Source organism: Citrobacter sp. CRE-46, assembly GCF_059615875.1.
This window is the reverse complement of record NZ_CM184341.1, coordinates 5,099,084-5,114,355: the sequence shown is the minus strand read 5'-3', so window position 1 is coordinate 5,114,355 and position 15,272 is coordinate 5,099,084. Positions and strand designations below refer to the sequence as shown.

Below are 15,272 nucleotides of genomic sequence, written 5' to 3'. Positions count from 1 at the left end.
TCACATTACAAGGCGCAAACGAGGGAAAAACCATGAGGCTTGGCCTGGATATTGGCGGGACTAAAATCGAAGCGGTAGTGATTGATAATACGGGGGAAATTGTTTATCGCGAGCGATGCGCAACCCCAAAGCAGAGCTATGACGATTTTTTCCACGCCGTAACGGAGATGATTGCTAAGGCCAGGCAGGCCGTTAATCAGCCTTTCTCGGTTGGCGTTGGGGTGCCCGGTGCGGTGGATAGCGAAGGGTTAATCAAAAACTCCAACATTCTGGTGCTGAATCAGCAGAGCTTTGCGCAAGATCTTGAGCAAGCATTAGGGATGGCTGTGCCCGTCACCAACGATGCTAACTGCTTTACACTGTCAGAGGCGATGGACGGCAGCGGATATGGGCACAGCGTCGTTTTTGGCGTCATCCTCGGTACCGGTTGCGGCGGCGGTGTGTGTATCGATAACCGCCTGATTTCCGGTCCTAACGCCTGCGCAGGCGAGTGGGGGCATAATGCCTTGCCGCGTTATCATGAATCCCGGGATGGGGCCGCAGTGACATGCTATTGCGGACAGTTGAACTGTATCGAAAGCTTTATTTCCGGCAGCGGCCTGGAACGCCAGTATTTGAACCACACCGCGCAACATGCGGGTGTGCCACAAATTATGCGCCAGGTAGAATCGGGTGATGCAGATGCCTGTTTGTTATGGGAACGCTATTGCGATCAACTGGCGCGGGCGTTGGCAAGCGTGGTGAATACGCTCGATCCCGATGTGATTGTGTTGGGGGGCGGGGTATCTAATATCGATTTACTGTATTCTGGCTTGCAGGCGCGAGTAGCACAGTACGTATTTGGTAAACAGTGCCGTACACCGATCGTTCCGGCCAGACACGGCGACAGCAGCGGCGTACGTGGTGCCGCCTGGCTGGGGGCGCAACGAGCCTGCGTAGAATCAATGAGAGTGAAATGACGAAACCTGTACGTATCAGAGACATTGCCGAAGCATGTGGGGTCTCAGTTGGCGCTGTTTCCCGCGCCCTAAAAGGGCAGCCGGGGCTGCGTGAAGATACCCGGTTGCGCATTATTTCTGTGGCGCAGCAGCAGGGTTATGATTTTTCCCGCTTGCGCAGCGACAAGATCAAACGCGTCCTGTTTTTGCTGCATCGTCAGCACAATATCAGCCGCGCATTACCGTTTTACTCCCAACTGCTGTTAGGTATAGAAGATCTTTGTCGCGAGAATGGTATTGCGCTGAGCTTTCTGTCTATCGGTCCGGGTGATACGGTGAGTGAGCAGGTGCTGCTGCACCAGCCGGATGCGCTGATCTGCGCCGGATTTTTTGAGCCTGAATTGCTTGGGCTGCTGCAACAGATGAAACTGCCGCTGGTGCTGGTGGATCTCTGGGCGCCTGGCCTGCCTTGTGTCAATCCGGACAATACCCAGGGCGGCTATCTGGCCACGCAACACCTGATTGCACAAGGTCGCAACCGCATCGCGTTTCTTGCCAGTACACTTTCTCACTACAGTATTCGTCAGCGTGAGAAGGGCTATCGTCAGGCATTGTATGAAGCCCGGTTGCTGATGCCGCCAGAGTACGAAGCCATCGCGCCGCCGTTGCTCGATACCGAGCAATCTTTGGTAGAGGCGGTTAATGAGCTGCTCAGGTTGCCGGAGCCACCCGATGCCATTTTTGCCTATAACGATGCGGCAGCGATGGTTGTTCAAAGAGTGTGCGCGCAGCAGGGCATACGTATCCCGGAAGACCTTGCGCTGGTAGGGTTTGATGATATTGATGCTGCAGCCTGGTCACATCCGCCGCTGAGTACTATCGCGGTTGATAAGCAACAGCTGGGTCGGGAAGCGCTGCGTTTACTGTTGGAAGAGAAGCAGGAAGAGAATCTGCTGCTGCCGGTGCAGTTAGTGGTACGTGGTAGTTCAGGGAAATAAAAAACCCGCCCCTGACAGGCGGGAAGAACGGCAACTAAATTTTCTCTCTTCGCCATTGGCACCATAACTGTGTTGGCTGCGCTCATTCACCCGAATCACTTACTACACGTAAGCTCATCGGGATTCATTCACTTGCCGCCTTGTTCTGGCACCAATGCCTTTGAGATAACATTTCGTAGGCCGGGCAAGCGAAGCGCCCCCGGCGTGCCTTGATTAAACTCGCTCGAATACCGTCGCGATGCCCTGACCTAACCCGATACACATCGTCGCCAGACCAAACTGTACGTCTTTGCGTTCCATCAGATTGAGCAGGGTAGTGCTGATACGCGCACCGGAACAACCCAGCGGGTGACCCAATGCGATCGCCCCGCCGTTGAGGTTGATCTTCTCGTCGATCTGCTCCATCAGCCCCAGATCTTTAATACACGGCAGGATCTGGGCGGCAAAAGCTTCATTCATCTCAAACAAGCCGATGTCGCTGGTGGAGAGCCCCGCTTTTTTCAGCGCCAGCTTTGAAGCCGGAACCGGACCGTAACCCATGATGGAAGGGTCGCAGCCGACAACGGCCATTGAACGAATTCGGGCACGTGGCGTCAGACCCAGCTCACGGGCACGGCTTTCGCTCATGACCAGCATCGCGGCAGCACCATCGGAAAGCGCGGAAGAGGTACCGGCCGTCACCGTGCCGCTAACCGGATCGAATGCCGGGCGCAGGGTAGAAAGCGCTTCAACCGTGGTCTCCGGGCGGATAACTTCATCGTAGTTAAACTGCTTCAGCACGCCGTCTGCATCATGACCGCCAGTCGGGATGATTTCATTTTTAAATGCGCCAGACTGTGTAGCAGCCCAGGCGCGAGCGTGTGAACGTGCGGCGAAGGCATCCTGCATTTCACGGCTAATACCGTGCATGCGGGAGAGCATTTCCGCCGTCAGGCCCATCATCCCCGCGGCTTTCGCCACGTTGCGGCTCATACCCGGGTGGAAATCAACGCCGTGACTCATCGGCACATGGCCCATATGTTCCACGCCGCCAATCAGGCACGCCTGAGCATCGCCGGTCATGATCATGCGTGCTGCATCATGCAGCGCCTGCATGGATGAACCACACAGACGGTTAACGGTCACTGCCGGTACTGAATGTGGGATTTCCGCCAGTAGTGACGCGTTACGAGCGATATTGAAACCCTGCTCCAGCGTTTGCTGCACGCAGCCCCAGTAAATATCGTCAAGCGCGGATGGCTCCAGCGCCGGATTACGCGCCAGCAGGCTACGCATTAAATGTGCGGAGAGGTCTTCTGCCCGCACGTTACGAAACGCTCCCCCTTTTGAACGGCCCATCGGGGTACGGATCGCATCAACAATTACAACCTGTTCCATTGTGACTCCTTAAGCCGTTTTCAGGCTGCCAACCGGGCGGGCTGGCTCAACCTGGGGATAATACGGTTCGTTATGGCGCGCTTTATCACGCAGACCGGCCGGAACTTCATACAGTGGGCCAAGGTGCTGATACTGTTGGGCCATATCGAGATACTTCGCGCTGCCGAGCGTATCCAGCCAGCGGAACGCACCGCCGTGGAACGGAGGGAAGCCCAGGCCATACACCAGCGCCATATCGGCTTCTGCCGGGCTGGCGATAATGCCTTCTTCCAGACAACGCACCACTTCGTTGACCATTGGGATCATCATGCGGGCGATAATCTCGTCATCGCTGAAGTCGCGTTTCGGTTGGCTGACCTCTGCCAGCAGACCATCAACGGCGGCATCTTCTTCTTTCTTCGGCTTGCCCTTGTTGTCTTCTTTATAACGCCAGAACCCGAGACCGTTTTTCTGTCCGAAACGGTTAGCATCAAACAGGGCATCGATCGCATCGCGATAATCTTTCTGCATACGCTGTGGGAAGCCCGCAGACATCACCGCCTGTGCGTGATGCGCGGTATCAATCCCCACCACGTCCAGCAGATAAGCCGGACCCATCGGCCAGCCAAACTGTTTTTCCATCACTTTGTCGACTTTGCGGAAATCCGCTCCGTCGCGCAGCAACTGGCTGAAACCGGCAAAATAGGGGAACAGCACGCGGTTGACGAAGAAACCAGGGCAGTCGTTGACCACAATTGGCGTTTTGCCCATCTGGCTTGCCCAGGCGACAACCTTAGCGATGGTTTCATCTGAGCTTTTTTCGCCGCGAATGATCTCAACCAACGGCATGCGGTGCACCGGGTTAAAGAAGTGCATGCCACAGAAGTTTTCCGGGCGTTTGAGCACGCTGGCCAGTTCGTTGATTGGAATGGTTGAGGTGTTCGAAGCCAGTACGGTGTCCGGGCGTACCTTATCTTCGGTTTCCGCCAGTACCGCTTTTTTCACTTTCGGGTTTTCCACAACCGCTTCGACTACCACGTCCACACGCTCGAAGCCGCTATAGTCGAGGGTTGGATGGATAGTGGAAATCACGCCCGCCATTTTCAGGCCGTCAATTTTGCCGCGCTCGAGCTGTTTGTTCAGCAGCTTGGCCGCTTCGGTCATGCCCAGCGTTAATGATTTGTCGTTGATATCTTTCATCACAACCGGCACGCCTTTCCAGGCCGACTGGTAAGCGATACCGCCGCCCATAATCCCCGCGCCCAGCACCGCCGCTTGCTTTGGCGCCTCAATATTTTTGGTGAGCTTTTTGGCTTTGGCTTTCACGAACTGATCGTTAAGGAAGATCCCAACCAATGCGCGAGCTTCACTGGTGTGCGCCAGTGGAACAAAACTTTTATTTTCCAGGTTCAGCGCTTCTTCACGGCCAAAACGGGCTGCCGCCTCAATCGTTTTCACGGCAGTGATTGGTGCGGGATAATGCTTCCCGGCCGTCTGCGCCACCATACCTTTGGCGATAGTAAAGCTCATCGCCGCTTCAATTTTGCTGAGTTTCAACGGTTCCAGCTTCGGCTGGCGTTTGGCTCTCCAGTCGAGATCGCCGTTAATCGCCTGACGTAATATGGCGATCGCGCCATCAAGCAGTTTCTCGTGTTTCACGACGCCATCGACCAGGCCGATTTTCAGCGCCTGCTCAGCACCAACATCTTTACCCGCAGCAATGATTTCCAGCGCGCTGTCCGCGCCCAGCATACGTGGCATACGCACGGATCCGCCAAAGCCCGGCATAATGCCCAGCTTGGTTTCCGGCAGGCCGATGCGCAGGTCCGGCGTTGCCAGACGGTAATCGGTCGCCAGCACACACTCGCAGCCGCCGCCCAGCGCATAGCCATTTACCGCTGAGAGGGTCGGAACAGGTAGATCTTCCAGACGATTAAAGACGCTGTTGGCAAAATGCAGCCACTGGCTCAACTGTTCTTCAGGCACGAGGAACAATGAAAGGAATTCGGTGATATCGGCACCGACAATAAAGGCTGCTTTGTTAGAGCGCAGCAGCAGCCCTTTTAAATTCGGTTGTTTTTCCAGCACGTCAAGCGCATGGCCCAGGCTGGCAACGGTGGCCGTGTCGAGTTTATTGACCGAACCAGGGGCATCGAACACCAGTTCGGCGATGCCATCTTCCAGCCAGTCGAGGTACAGGGTGTCGCCTTTGTAAAGCATGTCAGTCTCCTGAATCCGCAAGGTGATCTGGTCATACCAGATGAATCGAAGTGTGTGTTTTATGTTAAAAAAATGCAAATGAATGATTAAAGAAATGACGATTTGATCACGCTCGGCAGAAATCACGCACTCACAAAGCGATGTGCTAAGATGCGGAGTCTTGAGGTCAAAAACAGAAGGATAGAAAATGGAATCACTGGCCGCACTCTATAAAAATCATATCGTTACCTTACAAGAGCGGGCGCGCGACGCGCTGGAACGCTTCAAGCTGGATGCGTTACTTATTCACTCTGGCGAACTTGTTAACGTCTTTCTTGACGACCATCCGTACCCGTTTAAGGTCAATCCGCAATTCAAAGCCTGGGTACCCGTAACGCAGGTCCCTAACTGCTGGTTGCTGGTGGATGGTGTGAATAAGCCAAAATTGTGGTTCTATCTGCCGGTCGACTACTGGCATAACGTTGAGCCGCTGCCGACCTCCTTCTGGACGGAAGAAATCGAGATCATCGCGCTGCCAAAAGCGGACGGTATCGGTAGCCAACTGCCAGCTGCTCGCGGCAATATCGGTTATATCGGTCCGGTTCCGGAACGTGCGTTGCAACTGGACATCGCGGCCAGCAACATCAACCCGAAAGGGGTGATCGACTACCTGCATTATTACCGCGCCTTTAAAACGGATTACGAACTGGCCTGTATGCGCGAAGCGCAGAAAATGGCGGTGAATGGACACCGTGCCGCGGAAGAAGCATTCCGTTCCGGGATGAGCGAGTTTGACATCAACCTGGCTTATCTGACCGCGACCGGTCACCGCGACACTGACGTGCCATACAGCAACATCGTTGCGCTTAATGAGCATGCGTCGGTTCTTCATTACACCAAACTGGATCATCAGGCGCCGTCTGAAATTCGCAGCTTCCTGCTGGACGCTGGTGCGGAATATAACGGCTATGCAGCAGACCTGACGCGTACCTGGTCGGCGAAAAGCGACAACGACTATGCGCATCTGGTGAAAGATGTTAACGACGAAGAGCTGGCGCTTATCGCTACCATGAAAGCAGGTACCAGCTACGTGGATTACCACATTCAGTTCCATCAGCGCATCGCGAAGCTGCTGCGTAAGCATCAAATCATCACCGATATGAGTGAAGAGGCGATGGTGGAAAACGATCTTACTGGACCGTTTATGCCGCACGGTATTGGTCACCCGTTGGGTCTGCAGGTGCATGATGTCGCTGGCTTTATGCAGGATGACAGCGGTACCCACCTTGCTGCCCCGTCGAAGTATCCTTACCTGCGCTGCACCCGTGTTCTGCAGCCGGGCATGGTTCTGACCATCGAACCGGGCATCTACTTTATTGAATCGCTGCTGGCGCCGTGGCGTGAAGGGCAGTTCAGCAAACACTTCAACTGGCAGAAAATTGAAGCTCTGAAACCGTTCGGCGGTATTCGTATTGAAGACAACGTGGTGGTCCACGAGAACAATATCGAGAACATGACGCGGGATTTAAAACTGGCGTAATGGACAGTTGGTTAATCCCTGCGGCGCCGGTTAGCGTCGTTGAAGAGATCAAAAAAAGCCGCTTTATTACGCTGCTCGCCCATACGGACGGCGTAGAAGCGGCGAAAGCATTCGTTGAGTCCGTCAAAACGGAACACCCGGACGCCCGCCACCATTGTGTGGCATGGGTGGCGGGTGCGCCGAATGACTCGCAGCAGTTGGGCTTTTCAGACGATGGCGAACCGGCGGGAACGGCAGGCAAGCCGATGCTCGCGCAACTGATGGGCAGCGGTGTCGGTGAGATTACCGCGGTGGTGGTGCGCTACTACGGCGGTATTCTTCTCGGTACGGGTGGGCTGGTAAAAGCCTACGGTGGCGGTGTGAATCAGGCGTTGCGTCAGTTAACGACACAGCGCAAGACGCCATTAACCGAATATACTTTGCAGTGTGAGTACGGTCAGCTGGCAGGCATAGAAGCTTTGCTGGGTCAGTTTGACGGTAAAGTCGTTGCCAGTGATTACCAGGCTTTTGTTCGGCTCAGGGTGGCGCTTCCTTATGCCAAAGTGGATGAATTTTCGGCAAAACTGGCGGATTTTAGTCGTGGTTCATTGCAATTGTTAGCGATTGAAGAATAATCCCCACCTCATTTTAAAGAACTAAGGAAGCGGTAGAGATGCATTTTCGCGCCATTACCCGAATCGTTGGACTACTGGTCATCTTATTCTCGGGAACAATGATTATCCCCGGACTGGTGGCGCTCATCTATCGTGATGGGGCAGGGCGTGCATTTACCCAAACTTTCTTCGTTGCTCTGGCGATCGGCTCCATGCTGTGGTGGCCGAACCGCAAAGAGAAAGGCGAGCTGAAATCTCGCGAAGGTTTTCTGATTGTCGTCTTGTTCTGGACCGTGCTGGGTAGCGTGGGTGCGCTGCCGTTCATCTTTGCGGAAAGCCCTAACCTGACGATTACCGATGCATTTTTTGAATCCTTTTCCGGATTGACCACCACCGGGGCAACAACGCTGGTGGGGCTGGATTCATTGCCACACGCTATCCTCTTTTATCGACAGATGCTGCAATGGTTCGGCGGGATGGGGATCATCGTGCTGGCGGTGGCTATTCTGCCTATTCTTGGCGTTGGGGGGATGCAGCTCTACCGGGCAGAAATGCCGGGGCCGCTGAAAGATAATAAAATGCGCCCGCGTATTGCCGAAACGGCGAAAACCCTGTGGCTTATCTATGTATTGCTGACGGTGGCATGTGCACTGGCGCTATGGTTTGCCGGGATGCCAGCGTTTGACGCCATTGGGCACAGCTTTGCCACGATTGCGATTGGCGGCTTTTCCACGCACGATGCCAGCGTGGGATATTTCGACAGTCCCACGATCAACACCATCATTGCTATCTTCTTGCTGATCTCCGGCTGTAACTATGGCCTGCACTTCTCTTTATTAAGCGGCCGTAGCCTGAAGGTCTACTGGCGCGATCCGGAATTTCGCATGTTCATCGGCGTGCAGTTGACGCTGGTGGCTGTCTGTACGCTGGTACTGTGGATACACAATACCTACGGTTCAGCGCTCACGACCATCAACCAGGCCTTTTTCCAGGTGGTATCAATGGCGACGACCGCCGGATTTACCACCGACAGCATTGCCCGCTGGCCGCTGTTCCTGCCGGTGCTGTTGTTGTGTTCTGCCTTTATCGGCGGCTGTGCCGGGTCTACGGGCGGTGGCTTGAAGGTGATTCGTATCCTGTTGCTGTTTAAGCAAGGTAACCGCGAGTTGAAACGTCTGGTTCACCCGAATGCTGTTTACAGTATCAAGCTGGGTAACCGTGCGCTGCCGGAGCGAATTCTTGAAGCCGTCTGGGGATTCTTTTCTGCCTATGCACTGGTCTTTATTATCAGTATGCTGGCGATTATTGCGACCGGTGTTGATGACTTCTCCGCGTTTGCCTCCGTGGTGGCGACGCTGAATAACCTCGGTCCTGGGCTGGGCGTTGTCGCCGACAACTTTGCCAGTATGAACCCCGTGGCGAAGTGGATCCTGATTGCCAATATGCTGTTTGGTCGTCTGGAGGTCTTTACTCTGCTGGTACTCTTTACCCCTACTTTCTGGCGTGAATAATGGAGTAACACGTGAAAACACTGATTCTTTTTTCTTCCCGGGACGGGCAAACGCGTGAAATCGCCGAGTATCTGGCTTCTGAACTCAAAGAGCTGGGCGTTTGGACGGATGTTGTTAATTTGCATCGCACCGCGGAGCCTGACTGGCAAAATTATGACAGCGTGGTGATTGGCGCCTCGATTCGCTATGGTCATTACCATGCCGCATTTCAGGAGTTTGTGAAAAAGCATGCCACGCGGCTGAATGCGATGCCGAGTGCGTTCTACTCCGTTAACCTGGTTGCCCGTAAACCGGAGAAGCGTACGCCGCAAACCAACAGCTATGCGCGTAAGTTCCTGATGAGTTCGCCGTGGCGGCCGGATCGCAGTGCGGTTATTGCCGGCGCTTTGCTGTATCCCCGCTATCGCTGGTATGACCGTGTGATGATCCAACTGATAATGAAGATGTCAGGCGGTGAAACGGATACGCATAAAGAAGTGGTGTATACCGATTGGGAACAGGTCGCGGGTTTTGCACGGGAAATTGCCCAATTAACCCACAAAACGTTGCCAAAATAAGCGCAAAGAATAAAAAATAATCACTCGGAAAATTATTTTAAATTTCCCCTTGTCAGCCTGAAATAACTCCCTATAATGCGCCTCCACTGACACGGAACAACGGATTACACGCCGCCGGGTCAGCGGAGAAAAGCGTAAATAAACGCTTGACTCTGAAGCGGGATAGCGTAATATGCACACCCCGCGCCGCTGAGAAAAAGCGAAGCGGCACTGCTCTTTAACAATTTATCAGACAATCTGTGTGGGCACTCGAAGATACGGATTCTTAACGTCGCAAGACGAAAAATGAATACCAAGTCTCTGAGTGAACACGTAATTCATTACGAAGTTTAATTCACGAGCATCAAACTTAAATTGAAGAGTTTGATCATGGCTCAGATTGAACGCTGGCGGCAGGCCTAACACATGCAAGTCGAACGGTAGCACAGAGAGCTTGCTCTCGGGTGACGAGTGGCGGACGGGTGAGTAATGTCTGGGAAACTGCCCGATGGAGGGGGATAACTACTGGAAACGGTAGCTAATACCGCATAATGTCGCAAGACCAAAGAGGGGGACCTTCGGGCCTCTTGCCATCGGATGTGCCCAGATGGGATTAGCTTGTAGGTGGGGTAACGGCTCACCTAGGCGACGATCCCTAGCTGGTCTGAGAGGATGACCAGCCACACTGGAACTGAGACACGGTCCAGACTCCTACGGGAGGCAGCAGTGGGGAATATTGCACAATGGGCGCAAGCCTGATGCAGCCATGCCGCGTGTATGAAGAAGGCCTTCGGGTTGTAAAGTACTTTCAGCGAGGAGGAAGGCGTTGTGGTTAATAACCACAGCGATTGACGTTACTCGCAGAAGAAGCACCGGCTAACTCCGTGCCAGCAGCCGCGGTAATACGGAGGGTGCAAGCGTTAATCGGAATTACTGGGCGTAAAGCGCACGCAGGCGGTCTGTCAAGTCGGATGTGAAATCCCCGGGCTCAACCTGGGAACTGCATCCGAAACTGGCAGGCTAGAGTCTTGTAGAGGGGGGTAGAATTCCAGGTGTAGCGGTGAAATGCGTAGAGATCTGGAGGAATACCGGTGGCGAAGGCGGCCCCCTGGACAAAGACTGACGCTCAGGTGCGAAAGCGTGGGGAGCAAACAGGATTAGATACCCTGGTAGTCCACGCCGTAAACGATGTCGACTTGGAGGTTGTGCCCTTGAGGCGTGGCTTCCGGAGCTAACGCGTTAAGTCGACCGCCTGGGGAGTACGGCCGCAAGGTTAAAACTCAAATGAATTGACGGGGGCCCGCACAAGCGGTGGAGCATGTGGTTTAATTCGATGCAACGCGAAGAACCTTACCTACTCTTGACATCCAGAGAACTTAGCAGAGATGCTTTGGTGCCTTCGGGAACTCTGAGACAGGTGCTGCATGGCTGTCGTCAGCTCGTGTTGTGAAATGTTGGGTTAAGTCCCGCAACGAGCGCAACCCTTATCCTTTGTTGCCAGCGATTCGGTCGGGAACTCAAAGGAGACTGCCAGTGATAAACTGGAGGAAGGTGGGGATGACGTCAAGTCATCATGGCCCTTACGAGTAGGGCTACACACGTGCTACAATGGCATATACAAAGAGAAGCGACCTCGCGAGAGCAAGCGGACCTCATAAAGTATGTCGTAGTCCGGATTGGAGTCTGCAACTCGACTCCATGAAGTCGGAATCGCTAGTAATCGTGGATCAGAATGCCACGGTGAATACGTTCCCGGGCCTTGTACACACCGCCCGTCACACCATGGGAGTGGGTTGCAAAAGAAGTAGGTAGCTTAACCTTCGGGAGGGCGCTTACCACTTTGTGATTCATGACTGGGGTGAAGTCGTAACAAGGTAACCGTAGGGGAACCTGCGGTTGGATCACCTCCTTACCTTAAAGAAACGTTCTTTGCAGTGCTCACACAGATTGTCTGATGAAAATTAGCAGTAAGAAAATCTCTGCAGGCTTGTAGCTCAGGTGGTTAGAGCGCACCCCTGATAAGGGTGAGGTCGGTGGTTCAAGTCCACTCAGGCCTACCAAATTCGCTCCCGTGCTGCGTTGTGAAATAACTCGCATACTGAAGTATGCTTCGTCATTCCACGCCTTGCCCGGAACCGAATTACGGTAATGAGATTTGACGTCGATGGGGCTATAGCTCAGCTGGGAGAGCGCCTGCTTTGCACGCAGGAGGTCTGCGGTTCGATCCCGCATAGCTCCACCATCTTTACTGCAACAACCCAAGAAAACTTCAGAGTGTACCTGAAAAGGTTCACTGCGAAGTTTTGCTCTTTAAAAATCTGGATCAAGCTGAAAATTGAAACGACACACTGTGTCTGTTCTCCGTAATAAGAACAGATAAAAGGTGTGTTCGAGTCTCTCAAATTTTCGCAATCAGAAGTGAAACATCTTCGGGTTGTGAGGTTAAGCGACTAAGCGTACACGGTGGATGCCCTGGCAGTCAGAGGCGATGAAGGACGTGCTAATCTGCGATAAGCGCCGGTAAGGTGATATGAACCGTTATAACCGGCGATTTCCGAATGGGGAAACCCAGTGTGATTCGTCACACTATCGTTAACTGAATACATAGGTTAACGAAGCGAACCGGGGGAACTGAAACATCTAAGTACCCCGAGGAAAAGAAATCAACCGAGATTCCCCCAGTAGCGGCGAGCGAACGGGGAGCAGCCCAGAGTCTGAATCAGCATGTGTGTTAGTGGAACGGTCTGGAAAGTCCGACGGTACAGGGTGATAGTCCCGTACACAAAAACGCATGTGCTGTGAACTCGAAGAGTAGGGCGGGACACGTGGTATCCTGTCTGAATATGGGGGGACCATCCTCCAAGGCTAAATACTCCTGACTGACCGATAGTGAACCAGTACCGTGAGGGAAAGGCGAAAAGAACCCCGGCGAGGGGAGTGAAAAAGAACCTGAAACCGTGTACGTACAAGCAGTGGGAGCACCTTCGGGTGTGACTGCGTACCTTTTGTATAATGGGTCAGCGACTTATATTCTGTAGCAAGGTTAACCGTATAGGGGAGCCGAAGGGAAACCGAGTCTTAACTGGGCGTTAAGTTGCAGGGTATAGACCCGAAACCCGGTGATCTAGCCATGGGCAGGTTGAAGGTTGGGTAACACTAACTGGAGGACCGAACCGACTAATGTTGAAAAATTAGCGGATGACTTGTGGCTGGGGGTGAAAGGCCAATCAAACCGGGAGATAGCTGGTTCTCCCCGAAAGCTATTTAGGTAGCGCCTCGTGAACTCATCTTCGGGGGTAGAGCACTGTTTCGGCTAGGGGGTCATCCCGACTTACCAACCCGATGCAAACTGCGAATACCGAAGAATGTTATCACGGGAGACACACGGCGGGTGCTAACGTCCGTCGTGAAGAGGGAAACAACCCAGACCGCCAGCTAAGGTCCCAAAGTCATGGTTAAGTGGGAAACGATGTGGGAAGGCACAGACAGCCAGGATGTTGGCTTAGAAGCAGCCATCATTTAAAGAAAGCGTAATAGCTCACTGGTCGAGTCGGCCTGCGCGGAAGATGTAACGGGGCTAAACCATGCACCGAAGCTGCGGCAGCGACACTATGTGTTGTTGGGTAGGGGAGCGTTCTGTAAGCCGTTGAAGGTGGCCTGTGAGGGCTGCTGGAGGTATCAGAAGTGCGAATGCTGACATAAGTAACGATAATGCGGGTGAAAAACCCGCACGCCGGAAGACCAAGGGTTCCTGTCCAACGTTAATCGGGGCAGGGTGAGTCGACCCCTAAGGCGAGGCCGAAAGGCGTAGTCGATGGGAAACAGGTTAATATTCCTGTACTTGGTGTTACTGCGAAGGGGGGACGGAGAAGGCTATGTTGGCCGGGCGACGGTTGTCCCGGTTTAAGCATGTAGGCGGAGGTTCCAGGTAAATCCGGTACCTTTTAACGCTGAGGTGTGATGACGAGGCACTACGGTGCTGAAGTGACAAATGCCCTGCTTCCAGGAAAAGCCTCTAAGCATCAGGTAACACGAAATCGTACCCCAAACCGACACAGGTGGTCAGGTAGAGAATACCAAGGCGCTTGAGAGAACTCGGGTGAAGGAACTAGGCAAAATGGTGCCGTAACTTCGGGAGAAGGCACGCTGATAGGTAGGTGAAGTGATTTACTCATGGAGCTGAAATCAGTCGAAGATACCAGCTGGCTGCAACTGTTTATTAAAAACACAGCACTGTGCAAACACGAAAGTGGACGTATACGGTGTGACGCCTGCCCGGTGCCGGAAGGTTAATTGATGGGGTTATCCGTAAGGAGAAGCTCTTGATCGAAGCCCCGGTAAACGGCGGCCGTAACTATAACGGTCCTAAGGTAGCGAAATTCCTTGTCGGGTAAGTTCCGACCTGCACGAATGGCGTAATGATGGCCAGGCTGTCTCCACCCGAGACTCAGTGAAATTGAACTCGCTGTGAAGATGCAGTGTACCCGCGGCAAGACGGAAAGACCCCGTGAACCTTTACTATAGCTTGACACTGAACACTGGTCCTTGATGTGTAGGATAGGTGGGAGGCTTTGAAGTGTGGACGCCAGTCTGCATGGAGCCGTCCTTGAAATACCACCCTTTAATGGCTGGTGTTCTAACGTGGGCCCGTAATCCGGGTTGCGGACAGTGTCTGGTGGGTAGTTTGACTGGGGCGGTCTCCTCCCAAAGAGTAACGGAGGAGCACGAAGGTTAGCTAATCCTGGTCGGACATCAGGAGGTTAGTGCAAAGGCATAAGCTAGCTTGACTGCGAGAGTGACGGCTCGAGCAGGTGCGAAAGCAGGTCTTAGTGATCCGGTGGTTCTGAATGGAAGGGCCATCGCTCAACGGATAAAAGGTACTCCGGGGATAACAGGCTGATACCGCCCAAGAGTTCATATCGACGGCGGTGTTTGGCACCTCGATGTCGGCTCATCACATCCTGGGGCTGAAGTAGGTCCCAAGGGTATGGCTGTTCGCCATTTAAAGTGGTACGCGAGCTGGGTTTAGAACGTCGTGAGACAGTTCGGTCCCTATCTGCCGTGGGCGCTGGAGAATTGAGGGGGGCTGCTCCTAGTACGAGAGGACCGGAGTGGACGCATCACTGGTGTTCGGGTTGTCATGCCAATGGCACTGCCCGGTAGCTAAATGCGGAAGAGATAAGTGCTGAAAGCATCTAAGCACGAAACTTGCCCCGAGATGAGTTCTCCCTGAGACCTAGAGTCTCCTGAAGGAACGTTGAAGACGACGACGTTGATAGGTCGGGTGTGTAAGTGTAGCGATACATTGAGCTAACCGATACTAATGAACCGTGAGGCTTAACCTTACAACGCCGAAGGTGTTTTGGCGAAAGACAGACATCAGTTTCAGCTTGATTACAGATGACATTAACCGGCGAAAAGCGGGTTAATAAACAGAATTTGCCTGGCGGCTGTAGCGCGGTGGTCCCACCTGACCCCATGCCGAACTCAGAAGTGAAACGCCGTAGCGCCGATGGTAGTGTGGGGTCTCCCCATGCGAGAGTAGGGAACTGCCAGGCATCAAATAAAGTGAAGAAGCCCATCCTGCCGGATGGGCTTTTT

General features: G+C 53.6%; 8 protein-coding genes, 2 tRNA genes and 3 rRNA genes. 11 read left to right on the top strand and 2 right to left on the bottom strand.

Features of this window, described 5'->3' with window-relative positions; all coding sequences use genetic code 11:
• The first annotated feature begins 32 nt into the window (after positions 1 to 32).
• The gene (locus AC534G_RS24775) at positions 33 to 959 is read left to right on the top strand and encodes an ROK family protein (RefSeq protein ID WP_110496351.1); all 927 of its coding nucleotides are present in this window, start codon (positions 33 to 35) and stop codon (positions 957 to 959) included.
• Complete coding sequence (locus AC534G_RS24770) at positions 956 to 1,936, top strand: LacI family DNA-binding transcriptional regulator (protein WP_110496349.1); 981 nt, start codon at positions 956 to 958, stop codon at positions 1,934 to 1,936. Before AC534G_RS24775 ends, AC534G_RS24770 begins: the two co-directional genes overlap by 4 nt.
• Before the next feature lie 213 nt (positions 1,937 to 2,149).
• On the opposite strand, the gene fadA is transcribed toward AC534G_RS24770, so the two are convergent.
• Both fadA and fadB read right to left on the bottom strand, forming a co-directional pair.
• Positions 2,150 to 3,313 (bottom strand): acetyl-CoA C-acyltransferase FadA, encoded by a 1,164-nt coding sequence (fadA, locus tag AC534G_RS24765; protein WP_038634440.1) that lies wholly within the window; start codon positions 3,311 to 3,313, stop codon positions 2,150 to 2,152.
• Positions 3,314 to 3,322: 9 nt separating this feature from the next.
• Positions 3,323 to 5,512, bottom strand: coding sequence for a fatty acid oxidation complex subunit alpha FadB (gene fadB / locus AC534G_RS24760; protein ID WP_085049784.1), 2,190 nt, complete (start codon positions 5,510 to 5,512; stop codon positions 3,323 to 3,325).
• 187 nt (positions 5,513 to 5,699) lie between these two features.
• Here fadB and pepQ point away from each other — a divergent pair, with 187 nt between their 5' ends.
• The 9 genes from pepQ to rrf all read left to right on the top strand — a co-directional run bounded on the left by pepQ (position 5,700) and on the right by rrf (position 15,229).
• On the top strand, positions 5,700 to 7,031 hold the full coding sequence (gene pepQ, locus AC534G_RS24755; protein ID WP_038634435.1) for a Xaa-Pro dipeptidase: 1,332 nt from the start codon (positions 5,700 to 5,702) through the stop codon (positions 7,029 to 7,031).
• On the top strand, positions 7,031 to 7,645 hold the full coding sequence (locus AC534G_RS24750; RefSeq protein WP_085049785.1) for an IMPACT family protein: 615 nt from the start codon (positions 7,031 to 7,033) through the stop codon (positions 7,643 to 7,645). Before pepQ ends, AC534G_RS24750 begins: the two co-directional genes overlap by 1 nt.
• Before the next feature lie 38 nt (positions 7,646 to 7,683).
• Entirely contained in the window at positions 7,684 to 9,135 is a 1,452-nt protein-coding gene (gene trkH / locus AC534G_RS24745) for a Trk system potassium transporter TrkH (RefSeq protein WP_003017848.1), read from the top strand.
• 11 nt (positions 9,136 to 9,146) lie between these two features.
• Positions 9,147 to 9,692: a menaquinone-dependent protoporphyrinogen IX dehydrogenase gene (hemG, locus tag AC534G_RS24740; RefSeq protein WP_038634428.1), complete on the top strand. Its 546-nt coding sequence runs from the start codon at positions 9,147 to 9,149 to the stop codon at positions 9,690 to 9,692.
• Between the two features lie 351 nt (positions 9,693 to 10,043).
• A 16S ribosomal RNA gene (locus tag AC534G_RS24735) occupies positions 10,044 to 11,583 on the top strand.
• Between the two features lie 71 nt (positions 11,584 to 11,654).
• Positions 11,655 to 11,731, top strand: a tRNA-Ile gene (locus AC534G_RS24730).
• Between the two features lie 106 nt (positions 11,732 to 11,837).
• A tRNA-Ala gene (locus AC534G_RS24725) sits at positions 11,838 to 11,913 on the top strand.
• A gap of 198 nt (positions 11,914 to 12,111) precedes the next feature.
• Positions 12,112 to 15,016, top strand: a 23S ribosomal RNA gene (locus AC534G_RS24720).
• A 97-nt stretch (positions 15,017 to 15,113) separates the two neighbouring features.
• A 5S ribosomal RNA gene (gene rrf / locus AC534G_RS24715) occupies positions 15,114 to 15,229 on the top strand.
• The 16S, 23S and 5S rRNA genes sit together here with 2 tRNA genes alongside, the layout of an rRNA operon.
• Positions 15,230 to 15,272 lie beyond the last annotated feature (43 nt).